Here is a 25,335-nt window from a genome sequence, read left to right on the forward strand (position 1 = left end):
TGCGTCAAGATCCCCAAACCGCCGTTGTAGCTGCCGCTGCACCAAAGCCCTCTCCCGCTGTAACCCCTGTTGTAGTCCCTGTTGTAGCCCTTGGCTCAGGATGTCTTGATAGATCACGGATTCCTTCACAATCTCCTCCCGCAAGATTTGCTGAATGACGGCCTTCTCCAATACTAAACCGGCCAAAATGGCGGTGGCGGCGGTGACGTTACGCTGGACGATGGGATCGGAAAACGTGTCGATCCGTTGGGCAATTTGGTGTAGGGTCTGCGGCCTGTCGGGACTGCGGCACAGAATCGCCAGGGGTAACAAGCCGGGAAACGGTAGCAGGTCGTCGGGATCGCCTTCCCAAAGGCGGATCACCTCAAACTCGCTGCGCAGACCGGGAATTTCAAAAACCGTTTGCTGAACCAATGGGGAACGGGTGGGTTTGAGGTAGATCACGATTTGGCGCATGGATTTGTCCGGAAAGCGGCGATAGCCCCGGAGGCGATACTCGGCCATACGGTAGGGAATATTGGGCTTAGGACCGGTTTGGAATTCCAGGTGCAGCACCTGTTGTGCCGCCATAAGCAAAATCAGGGCATCCGCCCGCATGGGTTCCACCAACAATTCCGATGGACTTAGTTGGGTCAGGCCGATCGCCTCCCCTAGTAACCATTGAGCAAAGTCTTGGCTATAGGTTTCAACTAAGAATTTGCAAACGTTGTCATACATAGGCTGATGCTGCCATAAGGGACAATCGCCCAACGGATCACTCAGATCTCAACGATCGGGGGTCGCCGACGCTGTTTTGTGATCTTAATCAATGAAAAAACGTGATCTGTGCGGAGGTGAGTTAGGGAAGTCCTGTGGACTATGCAATTTTTCGTCTTGCTAGTTGTCTGGGGTGCTGTGATAGCCTATACTGTACCGTCGAACTCCGATTCAAGGTTGTTTTCCCAAGGTTGTTGTTTGTAGTTACGAGGAGCGTCCTATTCCTGAGCCACTCACCCTAACCGTCAGTCTGAGAGGCACCCGTGAAGTTAAGGAAGGTTACCAACTGTTCCGCCTGACCGGGTTATTAGACGCCTTTTCTGAACCAGCCTTTCGCAAGGTCTTTAATAAATGTCTGGAAGAGGGGCCGATTCACTTGGTTCTCGATCTATCCCAGATCGACTTTGTGGATAGTTCCGGCTTAGGCGCCCTGGTGCAACTGTTTAAGAAAGCCCAGAGCCTCAATGGCAGCCTGCAAATTATTGCGAATCCGCGTGTTACCCAAACGATGAAGCTGGTTCGCCTGGATAAATACCTAATCCTGCAACCGTCGATCGACGCGGCGATCGCGGGCATCAGTCAATCTTAAGCATCAGTCAATCTTAAGATTTAACTCTAGCCGCTACCTAGCTCTGAACAATGGTGCGATGATGAGAGTGTGGGCCTGTGGACGCCTGTGACACGAACAAATGCCGATGATCACGAGGGCGTAGATACAGCGAATCCGATAGCTGACGGTGCTCCCAGGTTGGAGGCATCACTGATGTCTTGGGGACAAGGTCACTATCCTAGTGCATCCGTAGCCCGCCCACAGGTCGAGCAACTGTCGCCAGCTGCCCTTGCCTATCTAGGGGATGCGGTTTATGAACTGTATATTCGCCGCGCCTACCTACTCCCTGCCAAGCGCATTCAGGATTACCATCAAGCTGTTGTGCACCAGGTGCGGGCCGAAACCCAGGCTCAACACCTGCAGCAGTTGGAGGCTCAGCTCACGGAGGCGGAAAAGACGATCGTGAGAAGGGGGCGTAATGCAACCGGCAAGCGATCCCGTCCCATTGCTCCCGAAATTTATCAACAAGCAACGGGCTTTGAGGCGTTGATCGGTTACCTTTATCTGACCAACCCCCAACGCCTTGGTCACCTGCTGTCACGGTTGCCCCTAGGGCCAAGCCGCCATTAGCATTATCCCGCCGCCTCTCCCGATCTTGACAGTGCCATGACTAGCGAGGTAACCGAGCTGGCGTCGGCACCGCCGGGATGAACCCCAGGGATAAGGTCCCTTGATTACCGGTTGCTGGCGACGATTCACCCCCCATCTCACTATCCACGATCCACTTCCCTATCCCCTGAAACCAGTATGGCGACCCCTAAGCGTACTCCTCGACCCGCCTCTAAACCTAGCCGCCCCACCCGCCCGCGATCGGAAGCGGGGAGCAGTCGTCCGCGCCGTCGCACGGGGGATGCGCGGAGTGATGCCTTTGGGCAGCGGCCAGCTCACCCCAAACGGCGTCAGGGACGGGGCAATCATCCCGATCGTAGCCGTGAGTCAGCCAGTGATCGTCCACAGCGCGATCGCCCCATTATCCGGAGCGGAGCCGCCCAGCCCGCCCCCGTTCGCAAGCAGATACCGATTCCTGAATCTCTAGCTGCACCTGAAACCCTGGCGATCGCAGCCACGGCTGCCCTACCCCCTCCCACCGATCGGCGGAACAACACAAATGGGAACGAAGAGACCGATGGGAACGAGCCAAATGGGAACGATACGGATCTCATCTACGGACGCCATCCGGTGTTGGCCGCGTTGGCGGAGGGGCGAACCCTGAATCGGGTCTGGATTACGCCTCGTCTGCGCTACGATCCCCGCTTCCACAGCTTGCTACAACAGGCCAAAGCCGACGGGGCGATCGTGGATGAAGTGGAGCCACAACGGCTACATTATTTAACGGCGGGCGCGAACCATCAGGGGGTGGCGGCCCAAGTGGCCCCCTATGCCTATCTAGAGTTAGATGTCCTCATCACCCAGGCGAAAGCCGCCTCAGAGCAACCCGTATTGGTGGCGGTCGATAGCCTCACGGACCCGCATAACTTGGGGGCCATTATCCGGACAGCGGAAGCACTGGGTGCCCAGGGATTGGTGCTGCCACAACGGCGATCGGTGGGAATCACCTCAGCCGTGGTGAAGGTTGCCGCAGGGGCGTTGGAAACTTTCCCAGTGGCGCGGGTCGTGAACTTGAGCCGTGCCTTGGAAACCCTCAAAGCGTCTGGATTTTGGATTTATGGAACGTCTGCCACCGCCAGCCGCGCTCTGCACACGGTATCGCTCACCGGACCGATCGTCCTAGTGATTGGTTCCGAGTCCAATGGGCTGAGTTTACAAACCCAGCGGTACTGTGATGAGCTGGTCTCGATCCCGCTGCAAGGAAAGATCCCCAGCCTGAATGCCGCGATCGCTGCCGCCATGACCCTTTACGAAACCTATCGCCAACGGTGGGCCAACACCCATCAACTACACCAATTTAAACTCACCGGAACTGAGAAAACGGTAATATCTGGAAAAGAAATGTAACAAGAAGACATGAGTCGGTACCATTCGCCAACCGGCTAGGGTAACCGCCTCGAACTGGCTTTATATATCCCTCCTCCTGGTTCCTGGTCTACTCCGACAACCCTCCACAAACCTAGCAACGCTTATGAATAATCTTCTGGTTAATCTCCTTCAGGCAGTTGGCCTCGCCTGGTGGATTGAGATCACAACGGAATTTCCGCGTTGTACCTACTACTTTGGTCCCTTCACCCATGAAGAGGAAGCCCGTGCGGAAAAGCGGGGCTATATCGAGGATTTGGAGCAGGAAGGGGCACACGGCATTGTCGTGACCATCAAGCGTTGCAAGCCCGATGACTTAACCATTTGTGAGGATGAGGAAGAGACAAACCGCCGTGATCCTTCCTGCCTCTTAAGCGCTTAACGTTTGATCAAGCAGGCAATTCAGTCGCTTCTCGTCACCACAGTGGCGGGGGTGGGTGGGCAAAAACCCGTCACCAGCCCCCACCCTCGCAGTTATGTTGGGGTTGCCACGAAGTCGGTGCCAAGGCCCATTATCTCTGCCGTCACCTCGCCTCTACGGTATATGACTAGTGAGCTGGCTAATCGTCCCGAAACTGGTGTTGAATTAACCAGCGATCGAGATCGGCAAGAACCTGATCAGGAATTTCCCACGGGAAGAGATGGGCGGTGTCCTCATAGAGGTGCCAGGTGGCTTGGGGCAGGGCTTGGGCCGTGGCATGGCTGGCAGCAGCAGTGATGTGGCGATCGTGGCGAGCCGCCATCACCAGACAAGGACAGGTAATTCGGGCCAGATCCGCTTGACGATCGTAGCCTTGGCGGAGGGCTGTCTGGAGCGCCTGGTTGGCGAAACGGGAGGTGCGTAGGTAAGCCGGGGTGCCCACCTGAGCGAGATAGCGGTAAGCTTGGGGCGTATGTTGCCGTAATAGGTAACGGTAGAGCGATCGCTGGCCAAAGGTTTGGATATTCCATTGCCAGCCCGGTTTGAGGAGATTAAGCAGCGAAGCGATCGCCGTATAGACCTGATCGGCTCCGGTCACGGCTGGGTGATTGCCCCGTGGGCAGGCGGCTGAGGCAATCAGAATCAGTCCCCGCACGCGATCGGGTACCCGCAGGGCCAACTCCAGGGCCAGAATCCCCCCCAGGGACCAACCCAGGACCAGGGACGCTTCCCCCTGTTGGGCCAGCAACACTTCGAGATCGGCAAGGTGATCAGTCATCGCAAAGGGGTGTCGGGTTTGGCTGTGACCATAGCCCCGGAGATCGGGCGCGATCGTGCGGAAGTGTGGGGCCAGGTGGTGGGTAAACACCCCCATACTGGCAGCAGAGCCAGGATGACCATGTAAACACAGGATCGGTGGGCCTGCCCCTTGCGCCACCACCGCTAACGGCGTCTTCACGGATTGGCTTGCTCCTGGATCTGGAGAACCACCCGCTCACCAAACTCTGGGTCCAGGTGGGTCAGGTTTAGAAGCTGAAGGTACTCGGAGGGCATTAACCCTGCCTGACGGATGAGGGCTTGGGCTTGGGCCTCAATTTCCTGTTGTACCCGCAGGGATTCCAACTCACTGTCTGCCCCCTGGAGATCGGCCTGCCGTTGATCAATCAGGGCAACAACCTGTAGATAGGCCTGAATGAACTGATTCACCTTTTCCGCCGAAATGTCATCACTGTCAATCCCCGTCGAGAGATTCGGATTGGGCGGGGTAACGGTCGCGGCGGCGGGGGCGCTCTCCGGTTGGAGAACCTGGGGTTGGGCGAAGGCCAAGGCTGGCGTCATGCCGGTGGTGATGGGAAGCAGTCCGACTAGGCTCATCAGTATGGCAAAACTGCCGACCAGCAGTTTGCGCAGGCTTTGTCTGCCGCGATCGGGAAGTCTGAGAAAACAGGGCGGTTGACGCCAGAACGGTTTAGATTGCATAGATGCCACGAACGACCACAAACACACAGCTTCCCGTTCGGAGACGGGTTAAAAAGAGTCAACGTAAAACAACTTTACAACAAGTGTGAATTTTCATCGCGATCGCGATCCTGAAGCTTCAATTTGCGATAAGTTAACCGTAGAAGCTAAAAGCTTCAGATGTAGAAAACGATCGATTCACGAATAAGAAGGAGGTCTATTTATCGATTTCCGCGTGAATGTGTCTCGTTGGTCTCGTTTAACAGTAGCAGCACTCACCTTGATTGCGCGTCATTATTCCTCGTCCTAAAAACTGGAAGCTTTGGTACTGATTGTGACAATCGTTTTTCAATGAGTCCAACTTCACCTAGTCTCAGCAATAAGGGGAATTTGCATCGCGATCGGTCGGGTGCTGTTGCTGCATTATATAGCTATTGTCATTAATCATTGTAATTGACCGATATTGGCAGTCACGACCTTCAGGGTATTGCGGGGTAGGCAGTCGGGAGATCGCTCCCATTCCCATTTAGGTTGGCGCAGCGATCGCGATTGCAATTTTCCCGCACGTATGTCCTTGTTCACTGTAGGCATGGGCAGCAACCAGATCGGCTAGGGCATAGGTGCGATCGACAATTGTCCGTATTTGCCCCGCCTCAATCCAAGTGGTTAAGGATTGTAAGTCCTGGCCATTCGGTTGCTCAGCCATCAGGATAGCCCGCTTGCCAGGTAAAAGGTGAGTAGCAACACTGGTGAGGAGGGGGCCGAGTCCGGGTATGCCAGGTAAGGGGGCCACATAAACACCCTGGGGCTTCAACAAATGGCGACTGCGGCTAAAGGGAAGGCGGCTGACCGTGTCAAACAGGAGATCGTAGCGATCGCTGAGTTGGGTAACGTCTTGTTGGGTATAGTCAATGACGCGATCGGCCCCCAAATCTGCCACGAGGTCCAGGTGACGGCGACTGCATACCGCTGTGACGGTTGCGCCCAAGACTTTGGCAATCTGGACTGCAAAACTGCCAACGCCCCCCGCAGCACCGTTAATCAACACGGAGTGTCCTGCCTGTAAGCGCCCATGATCCCGCAAGGCTTGTAGGGCAGTTTGTCCTGCCAGGGGAACCGTTGCCGCCGCCAGCAGGGATATGTTCTGGGGTTTGGGAGCCAGCAGGGTGGGAGCAATTGCGACCCATTCCGCATAGGCTCCCCGCTGCCAGATCCCGGTTTGCCCATAGACCGCATCCCCCGGCTGAAACTGGGTAACCTGATGCCCCACGGCGGTCACAATACCCGCAAGGTCACACCCTAACCGTAGGGGAAAGCGGCAGCCCGTGAGGAGCCGCATAGCCCCCGATCGTACCTTCCAATCGACGGGATTGACACTGCTGGCATGGACCCGAACCAAAACCTGATCCGGCTGCGGTTGAGGTTGCTCAAGCTCGACCTGTTCTAGCACCGAGGGTGGGCCATAGCGGTTAATGACGATCGCGTACATGATTGAACCTAGATTCGGTATACCCGCCCCTCAATTGTAGGGTAGCTCAGTTTTGAGCACCGTGGTGTCAGGGCTTTTCCGCCGTGACCACCCCAAAAATGCCGGTGGGTTCCGGATAAACGCGCAAGTTGCGGAAGCCAGCCGCCTCAGCCCACTGCCGGGTTTGTTCCCAGGGGCGCAAGCGCATGGCCCACAATTCCCCGGTATGCGCGGGTAAGGTCCGGGCGATTAATTCCACCTGGGGATGGTGCGGCTGGATCGTGAAAATGAGCGTACCCGGGCTGGCCATCCGGCGATAGAGTTGGTGGAAATGCTGTTGAATCAGGGCATCATCTGGCAAAATTTCATGTAACCCGGAAACCACGACAACATTAGGCGGCGGTTGAACGCGATCGAGATCGGCATCACTAAAGGCATCGGCCTGTTCCACGATTACACGCAAACCCAATTGGGTAGCCAGTTCACGGGTTTTAGCCACATTTTCAGGCTTATAATCTCGCAAGATAGCGGTTATCCTACCCGGTGGAAAGTGCTGTAGAACCTCCAAATCATAGCGACCACCGCCGCAAGCAACATCGAGCAAAACACAGGGAATGTTCTGGTGTTGGTACGTGCCTAAAACATGATAGAGAATGCGCTGGAGTAATTGGCCACGTAGGCGAATACCCTGCCAACCCTGGGTATTGAGATAGACACGATCGACGACTTTACCGATAGGGGTAATGCCCTGCGGTTGGTTGCGATAGACATACTCCAGCATGACACCGGAATCAAAGCCATAGCGAAACCCCAAGCGAATACCATTCGACAGTTGTCCCACGGTTTTCAAACCCAGCCGCAGTGAATGGTAGTACCAACTTTTGGGATGCCAAAAGGGTAATGACTTGCGGAGGGACTCATAGGTAGGAGTCACTTGGCTGATGGTAGCTTGATTGATTAGAGTCGGGCTGATTGGAGTTGGGCTAGTTACAGATGGGTTGTGCATATTAACCTCTGGAGAGTTGCGAGTATCTATTGATTTTGGGTTACTTGAGGACTGATTTTTCATAATCATCTCTACAAGGTTATGAATGGCAAAGATCTGAGTACTTGGCGCTTCCTTGAAAAATTAGATCCTGATCATTTAACGACGAAAGTTGTCACTACTAATCTAAAGATACTAGTCAAATAGTCAGGACATTCTTGTTCAGGTTGCAGTTTTAATCACAATTTCTCCTTCCTTAAACCGACTGCTGAGCTAGGGCATAGATGCGATCGCTGAGACGATCGAGAAATGCTTGTTTAGGGCCGTTCCAGTATAGGGGTTCGCCAATATAGACGTGACAGAGAAAGGGAACGAGGAGGGGATCACCCTTGGGGAGAGCTTTGCCAAGGCCCTGGAGATAAATCGGAATAATGGGGACATCGGGATGTTGTTTAGCTAGGTGGGCAATCCCACTTTTGAATTCGCTACTTTTTTCAGGTTCACCTCGACTGCCTTCGGGATAGAGAATCAAAATATTCTGTTGTTCGAGCGCAACCTGGCAGGTTTTGAGAAAAGCACGTTGACTGGCTAGTTGTTGACGTGTCTCTGATGGGGTACGGGTGACCGGAATAATCTCAAAAAGATGGCGAGCCATCCAGGCAAGGCAGCGATTTTGTTTGAGGAAATACTGCTCATCTGCAAGGGGGCGCACCTGGGAGAGTTTAGCGATGGGGAACAGGGACATGAGCACACAAGTATCGAGATGACTATTGTGATTGGCAACGAGAATCGCAGGACCATCACGGGGTAGACGATCGCGGTTCTGAATCTGCAACCCTAAGATCCAATAGACTAGGGGCCGCACGATACAGAGAAAGAAGAGGGTTTTGAGGAGGGGGTAACTGGTCCGATTCATAGCCACTGCCCTGGGTAGTAAAAGTAAGCGGTGAAATGGAAGAAGAGAGGAGCCGTGTAGGTTAAGCTATCAATGCGATCTAAAATGCCCCCGTGACCGGGTAGGAGGGTGCCACTGTCTTTAATCCCTAGGTCCCGTTTCAAAGCGGAAACAGTAACATCGCCAATGAAACCCGTGAGACTAATCAATAAACCAAGGCAGGCGGCATGGAGCAGACTGAACGGGGTTAGCCAGGGCGCTAGGACGATCGCGAGGCCCGTTGTGGTTAACAGGCCACCACAGAACCCTTCCACGGTTTTTCCAGGACTGACTTTAGGGATGATGGCATGACGCCCTAGGCACTTACCAAACACATATTGGGCAATATCATTGACCTCTGTTAATGTGGCTAAATAAAGCAGCAAGCCAACCCCCCCGATCGTTGCACCGATAGATGTCGATTCGGTTGGCGCTAGACGTAATAAATAGGACAAGTGACTAATCGTATAAACCGTTAACATCAATCCCCATTGTAGGGTTCCGATCGCGCGTAAAAAACCTTGGGTTTCACCAATGAGGACCATACGCATGGGTAGAAATAAAAACATATAGATCGGGATAAAAATTAGAAACATGCCATACCAGCCAATCAATACCCAAAAATACTGGAGGGCAATGGCAAAATAGGCCCAAATAAGGACATGGCGATCGGCCTGACGGGTGGGGATCAGAGAAAGGTATTCCCGGAGAGCCAGAAAGCTGAACAAGGCAAAGAGAATGAGTGAAGTCGTGCGGTTAAGGATGAGGGTCAGGGTGAAGACTGGAATAATCAGCCACCACGATCGCATCCGATCTTTCAATTCTGTAAAATCCTGATGGGGTCGAGAGGCTGCAAGGCTATAGACCACTAAAGTTGCTAACACCAATAGTCCATAAATGCCTGCCAAGGTGAAGAGGACAGGCGGGGGAAGAGTTACGAACATGGGGGGACCTCCTGGAGAATGACCCGAACGCGATTCACGATCGTCCAGACTTGCAGACCGACGACCCCTAACCAAACCCCCGTTAGCCACCCCGATGGTTGGAGGCCCAGCCCCAACCCCAGGGCAACCAGGGCAAAGACTAAGGCCCGATCGCTTTTGCCCATTGGACCGGCATAACTGCGCTGCTGCACCATTGCCCAGGCTAGAACCCCCACCATTTCAGTGATGATCGCCAACACCACGATCGTGACAATCCACGGGGCCGCAATTCCTGGGATCAGGCCAAAGGGTAAATACAGCACGGCGTCGGCCAGCACATCCCCCAGTTCATTCAGCACACAACCCAGGGGCGTCGTTTGGTGATACTCACGGGCCAACAGGCCATCGATCGCATTCAGCGCCATGCGTATCGCCAACACAATGGGCAAGGCTAATAAAAGGCTAGAGGATTGGGGGAAATAGGCAAGCGCGAGTCCAGTCATACTGGCCAGTCCCAGGGCCGCGATCGTGATTTGGTTCGGGGAAATCGGCCACTGGGCCAACAGGTCTACCAGGGGACGCAGGAACCGTTGAAAAGCGGGTTTAATCTGATAAAGCGTCAACATAAGCTAAGTTAGGAACTCCAATATCCACGATTGAATATCCACGATTTTAGGAAGGTAATTTTGACCGTACCTAGAGCACTGTGACACTGCTTAAACTGATCCACCCACCACCAATGAGTAACTACAGAACCCATCCGTCCTGTCAAGCAAACCTATTGCTTTATGTATGGGTATGTTTTTGGGTATTCGTGTGTCTAGCGGGCTTGAGATTTGGCTTCCTAGCTGCCAATACTTACCCCCATCATGCAAACGCTAGCGGTGTATTGAAAATGAGGGTATGTCGGCCTTAAGAAGTTAGACGAAGTTGGGCGAAGTTTTGGCATCATTGGGCAGGATATAGTGGAGAGGAAGGAGCAAAACCCCATGCCCAAACTTGACCCGTTACTCCCAGAATGGCTAGCGGAACAGATCCACCAGTGGTTGCCCCTGCCCCTATATCAGCAATACCTGACCCTCCTGATGTCCAGGATCGGGATGACCCGGCGGCGAGCAGAGTGTTTTTTGCGCCTCTGGTTGTATGTTTGCCTCAAGGATCACCAACTGCGCCAGGTGACTGTAGATCCACCGTTTACTGCTTTAACCGTGCCCGATGGTTGGGTAGCCTGTAGTTGCCGGGAAGCCGCCGCCCTGTTCTATGGCGATCGTGATCGGGGGAGCGATCGGGCAGCGGGCCTGATGTTAGACAAGCTAGTAGCCCTGGGGCTAATTCGGCGATATTTTGATGGCAATTCAACCCAAATTGCTGTGCAGCCCCTACCCGAACTGCTAGTGCCAGCCCAACCAACCACAACCGCGGTCGTTCGGCCAGATGCCTTTGATTTACGCAGTGATGCGGTCCCGATCGCCAATCTATTAGCGAGTAACTACAACTGGTTAAATGCCAATACAGATGCCATCCCCTATCGTATTGCCAATATTCTGCGGGATTGGGCCAGTCAATACAGTACAGGAATGCGAGTTCTGCGCCGTTGTGATAACCAAAATCCGGTGGGGTTTTATGTGTTGTATCCTACCCAACGTGAATCGGAAATCAAATTTTTCAATCCACCCAGTCATGGCCTCCATTTAAGCCGGGTAACTGAGGTTGATCCCTTTCGGCTAGCAACCCCAGGCGACCTCACCTGTCGATCCGTGTTTGTCCGCAGTTGGATGATTGAGCCAGCCTATCAGCAACAGGCCCAAGCGCCATTCCTACAAGATGCTCAGCAAACCCTACGGCAAATGCGCGTGGATTTCCCCAACCTGTGGGATATGTATACCCTGATCATTCATCCCAGCTATGAGCAACTAGGGCATCTGTTGGGCTTTCAGAAAACCAGTACGGACCCGAAGCTGGCGGTTTACTGGATGTACCAAGCGGTCGATCGCTTCCTCGCCCTAGATATCGCCCAAACTGCTTCCCCTCACCCTAACGCTTAGGAGCCGGGGGTTGAGGTTGGTCACACTCATTAGGACATTGCAAAGGCTTTAATTAACAAGGGGCTTAAGCCTCTTGTCCTAACCTGAATGACGATGGCTATAAACTTTAGTCCTTCCCGGCTAGAACCAGCACGACGAATGTTACATCATTAACGTTGCATCAGGCATAGTGTGCTGCCCTCGGTTTTTCCCGTGTCACTTATCCAGCCGCCGCGTGTTCCAACACTTGCCGCCAGTACTGACAGGCCGTATAGGCCAGGGTGACAACCCCAGTTACGATCGCCCGTTCGTCTACCTCAAACTGGGGATGGTGCAAGGGATGGTTGGGCCGATCAGGATAGCCCACCCCCAGGCGAAACATTGTGCCGGGAGCATGTTCCAGGAATAGGGCAAAATCCTCTGCCCCCAGGGATGGCTCTAACAATAGCTGAACCGGGTCCGGTCCCCAGGCATCCTTGGCCGCCGACTCCAACAACTGGGTTAACATCGGATCATTTTGTACGGAGGGTACCCCCCGTCGATAATTCAACTCGTAGCGGGCACCATAGGATTGGCACACACTGGCCACAATCTGCTCGATCCAGGTGGGCAACTGGGCATGGGTTTCCGGATGGAGCGATCGCACCGTCCCCACCATTTTCACCTCATCCGCAATCACATTAGGTGCCCGCCCACCGCTAATTTTGCCAATGGTTAACACGACGGGGCGCAACGGGTTTTGGGTGCGGCTAATCGCCTGCTGCAAATTGGTAATGACCTGGGAGGCAATCCAAATGGCATCGATCGCCTCATGGGGACGGGCACCATGCCCCGACTCGCCAATAATCGTCAACTCCAAATCATCTGCCGCTGCGGTTAAGGCCCCATAGCGAATCCCGATCGTGCCGACGCGCATACTGGGAAACACATGCAAGGCCAGGATGGCCGCCACCGACTGCATCACGCCATCGGCGATCATCCAGCCTGCCCCCTGGGCGATCTCCTCCGCTGGTTGGAACAAAAAGCGCACCGCCCCCTGAAACTCATCGCCCAAACCCGCCAATACCATTGCCGTACCCAGGCCCACTGTTGTGTGAACATCGTGACCGCAGGCGTGCATCACCCCCGCTTGGCGCGAACTAAATTCCAAGCCCGTATGCTCCGTAATCGGTAGAGCATCCATATCTGTCCGGATGGCTAACCACTGGGGGGGGGCCTCTCCCCGTTTAAGTTCCCCCACAACTCCGGTTTTCCCGACGGCTTCGCGCACATGGAGACCGCAGGAGGACAATACCCCGGCCACATAGGCGGCAGTTTGGTACTCCTGCCCACTCAGCTCCGGGTGGCTGTGGAGATGGCGACGAATTTCGATCAGACGGGGCGCAAAGTCTTCAGCAAGGGCTTTGATTTGGTTCAACACAGGGCTACCCAGAAAGGCGATCACGGGCCAAAAACAACCTTACAGTTGTTCACAGCCTTATTTTAATCATGGGCCATCAGGGGGCGTGTGGTCAGACCCTCACACTGGGCTGCGATCAGCAATTTTCCCCCAGTCACAGGGATCAATAGCAGATCAATGCAAAAGGTGGGCTGTCCAACAACCCACCTCGTAAGTCTGATTCAATCGGAACCGGCATGGCCCGATCGCCGCTAGCCTAACGCTTCAGGATTTCCTCACCCCGGCGGTACAGTTCACGGGCATAGTCCGTCCAAACGCCTTGGCCCCAATAGCGGAAGCAACTCGTCTGCACTAACAGGTTGTAGAGCAGCGCCTCCTGATAATCAGGACTCTGGGTAACGGCTGGATCTTTCGCCACCAGGGGATCATACTTCCGGTGGAACATCGCACTTAATTGATTCATGGGTTCCAGGACATTCTCATACCCCTTCACCCAACTCAAGTCATTGGTCCAGGAAGCTCCGTCCATGTGGAAGGAGTGATCGGTTGCTTGTAACTCCGCGATCGCCTTGGCAACGGCTTCAGGAGTGGCGCGATCGGGGTTAACCCGCTGCCAGATTTTGTGTTGCCCCACTGCTTGACACACGGGATAATCCTCTGGCTTCACACCCTTGGCTTCCAGGAGTTCAATATATTCCGTCCCGTTGAGACCCACGACACCAGTTGCCCCCCGGCCATTATCCTTCGTCTCGTACCAAGGGCTGTGGAAGTTGCGGGCAAACTCGTTCATCATCACACCGCCGTTTTCGCCATCGGCGATCTGAGTAACACAGGAGGGCACCTCATGGCTGCCCACTTGCTGCCGCCCGCGTCCCTTGGCCTCGTGGTAGGGCTGCATTTGAGCGACCAATTTGGTGTCGGACCCCTGGGTTTTAATCAGAACCGTGATGCTCATCTCCTCACCCTTGGAGTTACGCGTCACGAGACGATTCGGGACATATTTATCCTCATGGCGGGGGCCAGAGCCATCCAGACGCTCGATCGAGTGTTCTTGCACCATCAGCCAGCGATAGCCACATTCCTTCAGCGCTTTGATGTATTCATAGAGCGTGTCAGGATGGTTGGGGAGATGCATTTCTGGTGGCGAGAACCCCTTGACTCGACGGAGGTTATCCTGGCCAAAAATCGCCGCAAAATGATGTTGCCATGCCAGCATGTGCAATTTAATGTCGGGAATTGGCGTCGAGGGGACAACGGCGTGACTCCACATCGTCCCTAACCATTCCACGTAGGGGTGATAGGTGATATCACAGGTAATGCGTTTGAGGTTGTTGAGGATGTCATCCCGTCCCATTTGTTGGAGTCCCCAGAGCAAATTGCCGGAGTAGTCCAACATGATGCGGGGATTCCCACCGTTATGGACAATTTCGGGGATAAAGTCCCCCATCCGGCTATAGCACCAGGCAAAGGTACCGGCGTTGTGATTATCGCCTTCCCCCTGGTGTTCAAACATATATTGCAGGTTACAAATCACCTCACCATGCGCTCCGGCTGGAATCGACGGTTGGTGCATGTGCAAGGCACAGGCAAACGCTGCCGTGACCTGATCCAGATTAATGTTGGAGTAGGGAGCAAAAATCGGATCATTATGCTGCACAAGGGCTTGGATATCCGCTTCCCAACCACAAATATTGGGGCGTCCAAACCGCATGGCGTCTAAATTGAGCCGATTTCCAGAAGGAGCAGTCGCAATCATAAAAGATTCCTCGATCGTCGTTGAGCAGGCACTCCTCGCCACATCTCAATGAAACTACGGTCAAATAATAGCCCACTCGCTTCGGGCAATTGGTTTACACTTCAATAAGTAATATCAAGGACATGGCAAGTTTTTACATTAAACGCAATAAAAATCTAGATTTCGCTACAATCTCAAGCTGAATGTTACCCTCACCGCCTCCTTTCTACCCTAGGAGGGATGCCAGGATCGCTCAACACCCTTTTGGGCGCAAGCCATGCCTTAGGTGATGGGTTGACGGTGTTTACCGTTGTTCAATGTAGCCGTTCTATGTAGCCGCTATCCCTTCCAGATTGAATGGGGTTCAATATTGTGGATAGCTTCTCTGGATCGCTTATCAGGAAACCTCGACTAATGGAGCCAGACAGCGGAGCCGCCCGCCTCAACTCCTTATGATTGTGGGGATATAGTTACACAAAGGGGGATTTTGCGAGGTGTCTTTAAGTTTTAAGTGTTTTGGGGATGAAAATAGTGATAAATCTCTTGGGCAAGGCGCGGGCCAATACCGGGAACTTCTGCTAATTGGCTTGGGCTAGCCTCGCGAATATAGTCGATCGAGCGAAAATGGGCCAACAATTGTTTTTGGCGATAAAACCCCAGGCCGGGAATGTCATCCAGGCGCGATCGGCGCAGGCGATCGCTACGTTGCTGGCGATGGAAACTCACGGCAAATCGGTGGGCTTCGTCCCGTAACCGCCGCAGGAGTTGTACTCCTGGTTGATCGGGCTGTGTCGCCAGGGGTAAGGATTCTCCGGGTAAGAAAATTTCCTCCCGTTGCTTGGCTAAACTCACCACCCGCAGGTCACCCAGCAAATTCAATTCCCGCAGGACAGTCACCACCGCCGAGAGTTGTCCCTTGCCCCCATCAATCATCACCAAATCCGGTAAATCTGCCAGACCTCCGAGGTTTTGGAAACCTCGGAGGTCTGGCTGGGTGCCATACTTACGAAAGCGTCGCCGGATCACCTCCGCGAGGCTCGCAAAATCATCGGAATGGCCAGCCTTGACGTGGGGATTTTGAATCTTGTAATGGCGATAGTGTTGCTTAGCGGGTAGCCCATTGATAAAGACGACCTGGGAGGCAACAGCATCTGATCCCTGAATATGGGAAATGTCATACCCTTCGATGCGGTGAGGTAAGCTGGGCAGGTCAAGGATTTCGGCTAGGTCTTGGAGGGCTTGCAGAGTGCGATCGTGGGTCTTTTGGGTGCGTTCCAATTCATAGGCGGCGTTGCGTTCCACCATCTCGATCAGTTCGGCCTTGGTTTGCCGTTGGGGGGCAACGATCGTGACTTTGCGTCCTTTGATCTCACTGAGGTAGGTCGCTAGCATCTCGGTTTCTGGGAGTTCGTGCTGGACCAGGATTTCAGCGGGAATTTCGACCGGATCAACGGTTTGGTAGTGTTCTTCTAGCACCCGTTGCAGGATCATCCCGGCTTCTGGGGGCGTCACTAGGGTTGGGTTGATATCGTCTGGCGGGGTTGGGTCGGGCGAGACAGACGAGACGCCTATCCCACAAGAGGCGGTTTCTGGCTGGGTAACGCTAACGGGAGCCGCCGGGATTTCAGCAACAAAGCCCAAGCGTCCGACTAGGCGTCCGGCTCGAATTTGGAAGAGTTGGATGCAGGCATACTCCCCATTGGTGGCAAGGGCGATCGCGTCGCGGGAGACGGTATCGTCGGGCAGAGCCACCTTTTGCTCGGCATTGAGGGATTTCAGGGCCGTGATCTGATCCCGCAGTTTAGCGGCAAGTTCAAAATTGAGGGCTTCAGCGGCCTGCTCCATTTGCTGGGTCAGGTTATCGACTAATTCTGACGATCGCCCCTGGAACACCATCGCCACCTTGTGTACCGTTTTACGATACGCTTCTGGGGAAATTAACCGCTGGCAAACGCCCGGACAGCGCCCAATATCGTAGTTCAAACAGGGTCGATCCTTAAATAGGGGTTGGGGCCGTTGCCGCAGGGGGAAAATTCGTTTAACCAAATGGAGGGTACTACGCAGGGTGTGGGTGTCCACATAGGGGCCGTAGTAGCGATCGCGGGCGTGCGCCAAGCGCCGCTTGCGGGTAATAAAGATCCGGGGATAATCCTCAGACCAGGTAATACATAAATAGGGGTACTTTTTATCATCTTTTAACAGCACATTGAAGTGGGGTTGGTGCTGCTTGACCAGATTGGCTTCCAGTGCGAGGGCCTCGGCTTCAGTGTCGGTGACAATAAACTCAATCTCGACGATCTGGCGGACCATTAACTCGATCCGAGGCGAGTGGCGTTGACCTTCCCGGAAATAGGACCGGACCCGTGTGCGTAGTTTTTTGGACTTGCCAATATAAAGGATGCGATCGTCGCGATCGCGCATGAGGTACACACCGGGTTCCGCCGGAATCTCCCGAAGGCGTGCCTCTAAACGGGTCGGATCTTGGATGAGAACCGTTGCGGGCGGCATCTTGCCCTGGCCGCCTTGCGGTTGTTGGGGGCTGTGCCCGATCGCCTCAGTTCGGTGGAGGTCTTGGGCTGGAAGATGATTGGGGTCACGGGGCATTTGCTTGCTAGCTAGGGAAATGCGTTTAGGATGCGATCGCTCTTCAATTGGGGGTCATACAGTTGTTTCCTCTCCAATGAAGTACTGTCAAGCCTTGCGAACAAGGGGCTTAAGCCCCTTGCCTGTACCTCACCGAGTATGGCAGTGCTGTCAGGAGAATCCCCCCCGTCTCTAAAACCGACAAGGTCTAAAACCAACAAGAGATGGACAATCGTGACCGTCAGGTTGCTAGCGGCTAGAGGTCGCATACCGGTGGGGGACTGCATCCTTGACTGGCTGGCCATCGAACCATAATCCATTGATCCGTCGTTTGGAACTGGGGGAGAATGCGGTGCGACCGTGCAACATCCGCGTGTTATCAAAAATCAAAATCTGCCCCGGTTGTAGATGCCACTGGAATTGATTAGCGCGATCGGCCAGGAATTGCTTAATGCGTTCAAAGACGGGTTGGGCATGGGGTTTAACACTGATTTTGGCAACAGTATCTGAGCGGAAAGCGATTTTTAATCGCCCATGACGATCGTGCCAGAAAATAGCCCGTTGTGCTGATTGGTTATCCCGTTGGATGTGAAAAACATCCGGTTCAAATAGATATTGTAGCCCTATCGGATCAACCTGAAGGAGATACTCATAAAGGTCATAACCATCGACTAGACAACTTAAACCACCCGTGATCGCAGCAATTTCACATTGCATCGCCATCACGGCAGGGGGAACTGTTTCAAAGGCTCCGTCTGTATGCAGCGCTAAGTGATCACACTGAGTATTCGCATAATCCGGATAGTCGGGCAATAGAGTGATCGGTAAAATCCCCAGCTCATCTGATTGGTTGTGGGAGATAATCTTGCCAAAATATTGCGCTAATTGGACAAAGTCCTGTTTTAAGTGTGGAGTCGGTTCACAGTTGAGAATGACGAAGCCAAACTGCTCAAAGCGGGTCATCATCTCGATTGCTTGGGAGGGGGTCAGGGCGCTGACCGAAGGGGACTGTAAGTAATATCGATCGTCATCACGAATCACCATAACGGGCTACTCCTAGTCAATGCAGTCAATACATGGAATTTCAATTGCTCCTATCCTAACAACTGTCTTACAGGATTGGGGAAGACCACTCGGTGGCGGTCACGGGTAGGTATTGATCACTGGCGCAGGATTTTTGATTTTTCATCGGCATCAATGACCCGATCGGCTAGGAATTGGGCAATCAACTGATGGCAGGCGGCGAGGATTTGGGGATCTTCCTGTTGCATTTTTTCAAGGACTGCATGGGAGAGGCAATAGATACGACAGGGACTATCGGTGATTGCAGTCGCTGGATGGGGCGTCTGGCTATAGAAGCCAACTTCACCCAGGACAGTGCCTTCCCCAAAGGTACCAATTCGTTCGGTTTGACCATCCGGTAACTCACGAATCAGCGAAACTTGACCTGACTCAATAAAATACAGGGCATCGGGAATATCACCTTGTTTAAATAGGCAATAATCCGCTTGAGTTTGAGAGCGCTTCATATAGGAGACAAATTTTGAGACCCGTTCTGGAACCGGGAAAAATTGCTCCAATTGAATCGAGAGGGGCATAAAGCGTTTGCGACGAAAGGTCGTTAATTTCAGAATTTGGTTCTCGCACCACTCAACCCCCCGATCGAGATCAGGGAAAACCATGACGCGATCGGTCCGGCTTGTCTCGGCAACCTGGGGTTCTGGTGGGGTGGCCGATCGTTTCGTGATCCCTGTGCTTAAATCTAGATTTGCCTTCGGTTCCTCAGCACTGCCTTCTGGCTCGCTGACGCTGACTAATTCTTCCGAATCAATAATTTTTGACTCATATAAGCGGGCCGCGATCGGAGGCGTCAAACTGGTAAAGATGACAGTTGTCGCAGACTTATAGGCTAATTGCTTGATTTTAAGAAAACTGACGGCAGCAGATGAGTCCAGGCCACCCACGAGAAAGAAATCCAGAATCAGAAACTTTAAGCTGGTTTGTGTGGTATCTTCCAACCGATCGCGGATATACTCTAGCAAACTATTGGCGGTTCCAAAAAAGATATAACCCTGAAGCCGAATGATACAGATTTCATCACCATGTTCCTTGAGTAATTTTTTCTGATGAAAGGAGCGCTCAAAATTACTTTTATAAATATTGCCTGAGAAAACATTTTTAATCACGCGCAGATTACTATAATTGACCACAAACAGGAGACAGGCAACTAATAAACCAAGACCCACCCCTTCTAACAGTCCTAAACGAGCGATCGTTAACAGCATGATCAACACAAGAACATAGTCTAGATGCGATAGCCGAAACCATGCCTGATAGACCCATTCAATGAGTAGAGAAATACCCAGATAAAAAAGCAAACCGCCGAAGAGGAACTTGGGTAAATAGTTGAGAACGGTTGTGCCAAACAAAAGAAATAGAGCACAGAAGAGCGCGGCCACCAGCCCCGAACTGCGATCGCGGCCTCCCGCTGCATAGTTCAGTAAACTACGGCTAATGGAAAAATGTCCAACAATACCACCACACAGTCCCGTCATCACATTGGCAATACCGGCTGTTTCCAACTCCTGATCGAGGTCAACATCAGTTTGGGTTGCCATCTCCAACCCCGTGGCATTCAGCAGAATGGTAATGGGGACGATCGCAAGCAAAGTAATCAAACTTTGAAACTGCAGCCCTAAGGTAGACCAATCGGCATTAAATAACAGGGAGAGTTGGGGCAAGTGGTGCATGCCCCCAGCGGTGAGGCTTGAGAAGAGCAGGCCGTAGTCCCTCGCCAGATCAAAAGAGGTGTTGGTTAGGGCAAGGCCAATATAGAAGAACCCCAGCGCTGTTAGGAGGATAGCCGGAAAGGTCAGAAAATGTTTAACCCGATAGAGGACAATCTGGAGACTAATCCCCAGGAACACCCCTGGTAGCCAAAGTAGGAGGATAGTTGGTTGCCAAAAATCGACAAAATTGGACAGCCGTAACGGCATATTTGTCATCACCGTGAACGAACCTTGGGCAAATAGCCAACCTAATCCGGCTAAAAAGCCGCCAACCACGGGATAGGGAATAAACCGAATAAAGCGCCCTAGTTGGAGTCGCCCCAACATCCAGAGGAAGAGGCCCGTACAGGTGGTCGTCAGAATAATCGTTAACCAAATGGTTGGGAATAATAAGCTGGCTTCCTGTGCCGTCAAGTTCTGGGCGATCGTGGCGACAATGACGGCTAAAATCGCTGCGGCATTGGAGTCGGGTCCTGAAATAATAAAGGGCAGTGAACTGCGCACAGCCACGATCGCTCCCGTCAGGGAAGCCGTAATCAGGGTAGAGGTGATGCCAAAGGGGAGGAATTGCGACAACTCACCCGGAAAAATCAGGGCCGCATAGGAAAGGCTATAGGTAATATTCACCAAGCCCGAAATCAAACCCGCGCAGAGGTTCGAGAAAAAAGTCGTGAGGGACAGTTTTAGCACGGTTCACTCACCGGAAAGTTCACAACATGCCAACGCTAGGCATCATACCGCTTCCCCAGCAAAGCTGCTGACCATCCGCCTAGACCTTGCCGAAGTAAGCCCGATAGACAGCCAAGGCGATCGGGGCAGCGGTTGCCCCCCCATACCCCCCATTCTCCACGACCACAGCCACAGCCAGTTCCGGGTTACTGGCTGGACCAAAGCCCACAAAGACGGCATTTGATCTCTGGCCACCCGGCACTTCCGCTGTCCCTGTTTTCCCCCCCGTCAAGGGGATTGAACCATCGTTGAGGCGGCGAGCTGTCCCTTTCCGCACGGTGTCAATCAGCCCTTCACGAATGACGGCAATAACTTCAGGCGCGATCGCCGTTTTTAAGGGTTGGCATTCCGATTGCTGGGTTTGAGCGGTCAATAGGTGAGGCTGTACCCGGGCACCACCGTTCGCGATCGTCGCCACCATCACCGCCAATTCCAACGGGGTGACAAGCACTAACCCTTGCCCGATCGACATACTGACCGTGTCCCCAGCATACCAGGGTTCTCCGTAGAGGCTTTCCTTCTCCGCTGGCGTGGGGATGGAACCCGAACTTCCGCCATCAAGGCCCAAGCGTGTCAGGCTGGTGGTCCCAATCCCCAATTCGCGGCTCCATTTAGCAATCTGTTCCGGCCCCGCTGCCATCCCAACTCGGTAAAAAAAGGTATTACTGCTATAGGCAAGGGCATCACGAAAGCCAATTGTGCCATAACCGCCACTATGCTCCCAAAACTGAATTCCCCCAACGGTAATAAAGGAACTGGTTCCCACCAGGGACTGGGGTGAAAACTTACCCGACATCATCCCAGCAACCGACGTGACAATTTTGAAGGTACTGCCGGGGGGATAGCCTTGTAGTGCCCGGTTGAGGAGGGGTTCATCGGCAGATTGCAAAGACTGCCACTGGGCCGCCGTCATACGCTTCGTGAAAAGGTTGGGATCAAAGCTAGGGGAACTAGCTAATACCCGCACAGCTCCTGTCCGGGCATCCAGGGCAACCACAGCCCCCCGTCGGCCCCCTAGGGCTTGTTCAGCGGCGCGTTGCATCTTCAGATCCAGCGTTAGGTGTAGGGGGGCACCGCCTTGGGGGGGATCGATCCCCAACACTCGCAATTCCTTACCCTTGGCATTGACCTCAATCAGACGATTCCCCCATTTCCCCGCCAAGTGTGCATTGGCCGAGCGCTCGATCCCCATCTGGCCCACAATCATCCCCATTGGGTATTCCGGATGCGCGCGCAGATCGGCGGCGTTCGCTTCGCCAATGTAACCCAGGACATGGGCAGCAACGGTACGGTGTGGGTAATTCCGGGTAGATTCTGCCTGAACTTCTACCCCCGGTAAGGTTTCGGCGTATTCTGCCAAACTGACAAATTGCGCAGGTTTCAGATCCCGCGTGATCCGAATGGGCATGGCTGATTGATATCCCACTTCAGAAAGCTTTTCCAGGATTTCTACCGTAGGAATAGATAGGATTTTCCCCAAACGAAAGGCGATCGCTTGCCATTGTTCGGGTGACTGGGCACGGGGCCATAAATAAACAGCCCGTGATAACCGATTAGTCGCTAAATATTCTTGCTGACGATCCACAATGAGACCGCGATCGGCAGGGACGGGGATCAATCGAATTCGGTTCTCCTCGGCCTGATTGCGAAAGGTATTCCCCTGGACAATTTGTAATTGCCATAGACGAAATCCGGCGACTGACAATAGAGTCGTAACCAGCATCATGAGCAGGGCAGCCTGATAGGTGCGCTCTGGTAATGAGACTGTTGTGCGGGCTTTAGATGCAATTGAAAATTCGCCAGCCATACCTGGAAACCTGACAATAAGGAGGGTAAAACTTGAGGAATTAAAAAAGGGAATTAAGGCGGAAGTCAGTTACTAGCCTCTCGAATTTTCCGACTAACCCTGACGCAGATCCGGATACTTTACATTGCTCAGCCCAAAGGCTGCTGGCTGCTCCTGGAAAACCAACCATTCTCAAGCTTCCTAGTACCGGAATCCCTGAGATCCCACACGGACCGGGAAAGCCCTTGCTGATCTCCTGCCAGTGATGCTGCGAGTGCCGATCGTCAATCGCGACATCATCAAGATCATCGCATCACCTCAAGAGTGAGCAGTTAAACCCGCCACCCTCAAGAGTGGCCCTGTCTATTGGCTAGTGTAGCCGACTTGCCTCGGTGAGCAGGGTGAGTTTTATATTAAGTTTTGCCACGGTGCTTCCCGCCAATTCCAGCCTAGCTTCGACCTCCACACGACTGCGGGGGGGTGAACTTGTAACTTGGTAAATACGACCCAGTGGGGGGCACTAATACCCCTCATCCTCCTCATTCCAATCCCGTGCCCGACGCGGCGACTGGGCTAACTTACGACTCACTTCCACAAACGCATCCCGCTGTACATAGGGATAGTCACTCACCCAAAGATCATGACTAGGGATATAAATATCCGAAATCTTTGCCACTCGACTCAAATCTGGGCGCCCCGATAACACCAACATTTCCGCTATTTGACCGGGTCGAATCACTTTATGGGCGCGCTTCAGGGGCACCTGCGATCGTGCCCGGAAACCCGTTTCATCGCCCACTTCAAGGTTCAGGCGTCGTTCTCGGTTTTCGACAATTACTAATTCGCCCTTATTGTTGACTGTTTCTTCCTTACCAATTAACTCCTCCGTCACAAATACGTCTAGTACCTCCCCCTGCCAAAAGCCGCAGTAGGGCAACTTACGATATTCCGCATTGCGACGGTAGGCCGCATAGACCGGTGCCCACAGCCAGTAGAAGCCAATAATGGCCCCGATCGTAAACGGGAGAATACTTGCTGTTACCTGTTCACTCAAAAAAATGCGTCCCAAGACAATCATCAAACCGCCCACGACAGAAATGAGCAGGCGACGCAGTAAATCCGGTACCTTGCCCCAGCAATAGACATACTGTGCCCCCGTGGCTAAAAGGGGAATCAGGTTCTCAAAGGTTTTACGCGTCAGCGGGATCAGCATGGTTGCCGTAGCCAGAAAGAACGCTGTTGGCTCTAGAGAATTTTCTCAAGGCCATAGACTAACGATTTTAGGGGCAGTACCTTGCGAATGGCTAGTAAGACACCAGGCATAAAGCATGTGCGATCGGTCGTATCATGGCGCAGGGTATAAATTTGCCCCGGTGCACCAAAAATTACCTCTTGGTGGGCAATTAATCCCGGCAGGCGCACACTATGGATACGAATCCCCTCCGCCGCCAGACTGCCCCTCGCCCCTGGCAGTTTCTCGGTTTCCGTCACGATCGCCTGGTTATAGGTCCTACCCAGTTCTGCCAACAGTTGCGCCGTCTGAATCGCCGTCCCACTGGGGGCATCCGCTTTCTGATTATGATGAAGCTCAATAATTTCGACATGGTCAAAATACTGGCTGGCCTGGGCCGCTGCCTGTTGCAGCAGGATCATACCGATCGAAAAATTAGGCGCAACCACACAGCCAATACTGGCCTTTTCCGCAAACTCGGCTAATTCTTGCAATTGGGCTACGCTCAGGCCCGTCGTCCCCACCACAGGCCGTACTCCATAGGCAATGGCCGATCGCACATGCTCATAGACCGCGTCCGGATGGGTAAAATCCACCAACACTGCTGGCTGTTTTTCCTGCGCCGCCAACACCAGCATCCCTTGTAGATCGTTGGTCAATGGCACCTCCAGGGGACCGATCCCAGCCAAGATCCCCACATCCTCACCCAGCACATCCGCCCGATGTTCGATCGCGCCAAACAGCGTCATATCCTCAGCGTGGGCCACCGCCTTGACCACTTCACGGCCCATCTTGCCAGCGGCACCAGCGATTACTACAGGAATTGGAGAGGCATTCGTCATGGAACCCTGCTTGGATTATCTCGTTAGTCTTCCAGAATAGATCAATTGTTGAACCTTATTTTTTAAATTTTTAAAATCCAACACTTCAGGCGGTTTCTGAGGGCACCTTGAAAAATACAAAGCTTGCACTCGTAGGCAACGCAATCTTGTCGGTTAGAGCAATACAAATGCCCATCCCATATTATCGAGGTGCCCTTGACAGTCAGTGAGAGAATACAGGTTTCAGCCCTTTTTCACGGCAGTTAAACCAACAAGAAATGGGCACTGGTTGCAGCGATTGCCTAGAAAATTGCCCGGACTATTGTTCACATCTTATTTCTCCCAATGGATAAAGCTTTTTCAACTTAGTGAAAGACAGAAGATTGAAAAATATTATACATCCCTTACCTCTCTAATGAAGGCCTGTCAAGCCTTGTGAACCAGGGGCTTAAGCCCCTGGTCTGTACCTCGCCAGACATGGAAGTGCTGTATCAATTGGCCAAGGAATAGATTTAAAAGCGCAAAGGGGGAGTTTTGCCAAAGCAAAGCTCCCCCTTTGCGAGTATTAAGCTGGCGATGAGCTATTTTTGCAGGAGGCGACCCTCCAACTATCTTCGCCGCAGGAGCGTTTCACCACCGAGTTCGGGATGGATTCGGTGTGGGACCACTCCGCCATAATCACCAGCAAGCCTGGGATGAGTGTGTACAG

Annotated in this window: 21 protein-coding genes and 1 rRNA gene; 5 read left to right on the forward strand and 17 right to left on the reverse strand. The window is 53.2% G+C overall.

All coding sequences use genetic code 11. The features are described 5' to 3' along the window. On the reverse strand, positions 1-717 hold a 717-nt coding region (locus ACWIUF_RS03425; RefSeq protein WP_448570815.1), incomplete at its 3' end, for an Rpn family recombination-promoting nuclease/putative transposase. A gap of 289 nt (positions 718-1,006) precedes the next feature. Between ACWIUF_RS03425 and ACWIUF_RS03430 the strand changes: the two genes are divergently transcribed. The 4 genes from ACWIUF_RS03430 to ACWIUF_RS03445 all read left to right on the forward strand — a co-directional run bounded on the left by ACWIUF_RS03430 (position 1,007) and on the right by ACWIUF_RS03445 (position 3,722). After that, entirely contained in the window at positions 1,007-1,345 is a 339-nt protein-coding gene (locus tag ACWIUF_RS03430) for an STAS domain-containing protein (RefSeq protein ID WP_448570837.1), read from the forward strand. A 174-nt stretch (positions 1,346-1,519) separates the two neighbouring features. After that, positions 1,520-1,936 carry a Mini-ribonuclease 3 gene (locus tag ACWIUF_RS03435; protein ID WP_448570816.1) on the forward strand — a complete coding sequence of 139 codons (417 nt, stop codon included), beginning with the start codon at positions 1,520-1,522 and terminating at the stop codon, positions 1,934-1,936. Between the two features lie 177 nt (positions 1,937-2,113). After that, on the forward strand, positions 2,114-3,322 hold the full coding sequence (gene rlmB, locus ACWIUF_RS03440; RefSeq protein ID WP_448570817.1) for a 23S rRNA (guanosine(2251)-2'-O)-methyltransferase RlmB: 1,209 nt from the start codon (positions 2,114-2,116) through the stop codon (positions 3,320-3,322). 124 nt (positions 3,323-3,446) lie between these two features. After that, positions 3,447-3,722: a DUF1816 domain-containing protein gene (locus tag ACWIUF_RS03445; protein ID WP_448570818.1), complete on the forward strand. Its 276-nt coding sequence runs from the start codon at positions 3,447-3,449 to the stop codon at positions 3,720-3,722. A gap of 178 nt (positions 3,723-3,900) precedes the next feature. Here ACWIUF_RS03445 and ACWIUF_RS03450 read toward each other — a convergent pair whose 3' ends face one another. The 7 genes from ACWIUF_RS03450 to ACWIUF_RS03480 form a co-directional block, all read right to left on the reverse strand. Next, on the reverse strand, positions 3,901-4,719 hold the full coding sequence (locus ACWIUF_RS03450) for an alpha/beta fold hydrolase (protein WP_448570819.1): 819 nt from the start codon (positions 4,717-4,719) through the stop codon (positions 3,901-3,903). Then, entirely contained in the window at positions 4,716-5,240 is a 525-nt protein-coding gene (locus ACWIUF_RS03455) for a DUF4168 domain-containing protein (RefSeq protein WP_448570820.1), read from the reverse strand. Before ACWIUF_RS03455 ends, ACWIUF_RS03450 begins: the two co-directional genes overlap by 4 nt. A gap of 505 nt (positions 5,241-5,745) precedes the next feature. After that, a complete protein-coding gene (locus tag ACWIUF_RS03460) occupies positions 5,746-6,708 on the reverse strand; it encodes an NAD(P)-dependent alcohol dehydrogenase (protein WP_448570821.1) in 963 nt (320 codons plus the stop codon). 67 nt (positions 6,709-6,775) lie between these two features. Then, positions 6,776-7,762: a class I SAM-dependent methyltransferase family protein gene (locus tag ACWIUF_RS03465; RefSeq protein ID WP_448570822.1), complete on the reverse strand. Its 987-nt coding sequence runs from the start codon at positions 7,760-7,762 to the stop codon at positions 6,776-6,778. A gap of 166 nt (positions 7,763-7,928) precedes the next feature. Further along, a complete protein-coding gene (locus ACWIUF_RS03470; protein WP_448570824.1) occupies positions 7,929-8,588 on the reverse strand; it encodes a lysophospholipid acyltransferase family protein in 660 nt (219 codons plus the stop codon). Beyond that, complete coding sequence (locus ACWIUF_RS03475) at positions 8,585-9,550, reverse strand: phosphatidate cytidylyltransferase (protein WP_448570825.1); 966 nt, start codon at positions 9,548-9,550, stop codon at positions 8,585-8,587. The genes ACWIUF_RS03470 and ACWIUF_RS03475 overlap by 4 nt, the downstream gene beginning before the upstream one ends. Further along, complete coding sequence (locus ACWIUF_RS03480) at positions 9,541-10,155, reverse strand: CDP-alcohol phosphatidyltransferase family protein (RefSeq protein WP_448570826.1); 615 nt, start codon at positions 10,153-10,155, stop codon at positions 9,541-9,543. Before ACWIUF_RS03480 ends, ACWIUF_RS03475 begins: the two co-directional genes overlap by 10 nt. Before the next feature lie 363 nt (positions 10,156-10,518). Here ACWIUF_RS03480 and ACWIUF_RS03485 point away from each other — a divergent pair, with 363 nt between their 5' ends. Next, the gene (locus ACWIUF_RS03485; protein ID WP_448570827.1) at positions 10,519-11,574 is read left to right on the forward strand and encodes a hypothetical protein; all 1,056 of its coding nucleotides are present in this window, start codon (positions 10,519-10,521) and stop codon (positions 11,572-11,574) included. Between the two features lie 199 nt (positions 11,575-11,773). On the opposite strand, the gene ACWIUF_RS03490 is transcribed toward ACWIUF_RS03485, so the two are convergent. The 9 genes from ACWIUF_RS03490 to rrf all read right to left on the reverse strand — a co-directional run bounded on the left by ACWIUF_RS03490 (position 11,774) and on the right by rrf (position 25,312). Next, on the reverse strand, positions 11,774-12,973 hold the full coding sequence (locus ACWIUF_RS03490) for a M20 family metallopeptidase (RefSeq protein ID WP_448570828.1): 1,200 nt from the start codon (positions 12,971-12,973) through the stop codon (positions 11,774-11,776). Positions 12,974-13,208: 235 nt separating this feature from the next. Beyond that, on the reverse strand, positions 13,209-14,708 hold the full coding sequence (locus ACWIUF_RS03495; RefSeq protein WP_448570830.1) for a glycosyl hydrolase family 57: 1,500 nt from the start codon (positions 14,706-14,708) through the stop codon (positions 13,209-13,211). 486 nt (positions 14,709-15,194) lie between these two features. Continuing rightward, a complete protein-coding gene (gene uvrC, locus ACWIUF_RS03500) occupies positions 15,195-17,195 on the reverse strand; it encodes an excinuclease ABC subunit UvrC (RefSeq protein WP_448570838.1) in 2,001 nt (666 codons plus the stop codon). Positions 17,196-17,519: 324 nt separating this feature from the next. Continuing rightward, on the reverse strand, positions 17,520-18,314 hold the full coding sequence (locus ACWIUF_RS03505) for a TauD/TfdA family dioxygenase (protein WP_448570831.1): 795 nt from the start codon (positions 18,312-18,314) through the stop codon (positions 17,520-17,522). 116 nt (positions 18,315-18,430) lie between these two features. Continuing rightward, positions 18,431-20,749 carry an SLC26A/SulP transporter family protein gene (locus ACWIUF_RS03510; protein ID WP_448570833.1) on the reverse strand — a complete coding sequence of 773 codons (2,319 nt, stop codon included), beginning with the start codon at positions 20,747-20,749 and terminating at the stop codon, positions 18,431-18,433. A 79-nt stretch (positions 20,750-20,828) separates the two neighbouring features. Next, complete coding sequence (gene mrdA, locus ACWIUF_RS03515) at positions 20,829-22,595, reverse strand: penicillin-binding protein 2 (protein ID WP_448570834.1); 1,767 nt, start codon at positions 22,593-22,595, stop codon at positions 20,829-20,831. A 499-nt stretch (positions 22,596-23,094) separates the two neighbouring features. Then, positions 23,095-23,787, reverse strand: a complete 693-nt coding sequence (locus ACWIUF_RS03520) for a phosphate ABC transporter permease (protein ID WP_448570835.1) — start codon at positions 23,785-23,787, stop codon at positions 23,095-23,097. Positions 23,788-23,819: 32 nt separating this feature from the next. After that, a complete protein-coding gene (dapB, locus tag ACWIUF_RS03525; protein WP_448570836.1) occupies positions 23,820-24,647 on the reverse strand; it encodes a 4-hydroxy-tetrahydrodipicolinate reductase in 828 nt (275 codons plus the stop codon). 547 nt (positions 24,648-25,194) lie between these two features. Continuing rightward, positions 25,195-25,312, reverse strand: a 5S ribosomal RNA gene (rrf, locus tag ACWIUF_RS03530). Positions 25,313-25,335 lie beyond the last annotated feature (23 nt).

Source organism: Trichothermofontia sp. (assembly GCF_053493415.1).

Bases quoted from the DNA above. Each gene is read 5' to 3' on its own strand.
- ACWIUF_RS03435 (WP_448570816.1), top strand. From the start codon at position 1,520: ATGTCTTGGGGACAAGGTCACTATCCTAGTGCATCCGTAGCCCGCCCA.
- rlmB (WP_448570817.1), top strand. From the start codon at position 2,114: ATGGCGACCCCTAAGCGTACTCCTCGACCCGCCTCTAAACCTAGCCGC.
- ACWIUF_RS03445 (WP_448570818.1), top strand. From the start codon at position 3,447: ATGAATAATCTTCTGGTTAATCTCCTTCAGGCAGTTGGCCTCGCCTGG.
- ACWIUF_RS03455 (WP_448570820.1), bottom strand. From the start codon at position 5,240: ATGCAATCTAAACCGTTCTGGCGTCAACCGCCCTGTTTTCTCAGACTT.
- ACWIUF_RS03460 (WP_448570821.1), bottom strand. From the start codon at position 6,708: ATGTACGCGATCGTCATTAACCGCTATGGCCCACCCTCGGTGCTAGAA.
- ACWIUF_RS03465 (WP_448570822.1), bottom strand. From the start codon at position 7,762: ATGATTATGAAAAATCAGTCCTCAAGTAACCCAAAATCAATAGATACT.
- ACWIUF_RS03470 (WP_448570824.1), bottom strand. From the start codon at position 8,588: ATGAATCGGACCAGTTACCCCCTCCTCAAAACCCTCTTCTTTCTCTGT.
- ACWIUF_RS03475 (WP_448570825.1), bottom strand. From the start codon at position 9,550: ATGTTCGTAACTCTTCCCCCGCCTGTCCTCTTCACCTTGGCAGGCATT.
- ACWIUF_RS03480 (WP_448570826.1), bottom strand. From the start codon at position 10,155: ATGTTGACGCTTTATCAGATTAAACCCGCTTTTCAACGGTTCCTGCGT.
- ACWIUF_RS03485 (WP_448570827.1), top strand. From the start codon at position 10,519: ATGCCCAAACTTGACCCGTTACTCCCAGAATGGCTAGCGGAACAGATC.
- ACWIUF_RS03495 (WP_448570830.1), bottom strand. From the start codon at position 14,708: ATGATTGCGACTGCTCCTTCTGGAAATCGGCTCAATTTAGACGCCATG.
- uvrC (WP_448570838.1), bottom strand. From the start codon at position 17,195: ATGCCGCCCGCAACGGTTCTCATCCAAGATCCGACCCGTTTAGAGGCA.
- ACWIUF_RS03505 (WP_448570831.1), bottom strand. From the start codon at position 18,314: ATGGTGATTCGTGATGACGATCGATATTACTTACAGTCCCCTTCGGTC.
- mrdA (WP_448570834.1), bottom strand. From the start codon at position 22,595: ATGGCTGGCGAATTTTCAATTGCATCTAAAGCCCGCACAACAGTCTCA.
- ACWIUF_RS03520 (WP_448570835.1), bottom strand. From the start codon at position 23,787: ATGCTGATCCCGCTGACGCGTAAAACCTTTGAGAACCTGATTCCCCTT.
- dapB (WP_448570836.1), bottom strand. From the start codon at position 24,647: ATGACGAATGCCTCTCCAATTCCTGTAGTAATCGCTGGTGCCGCTGGC.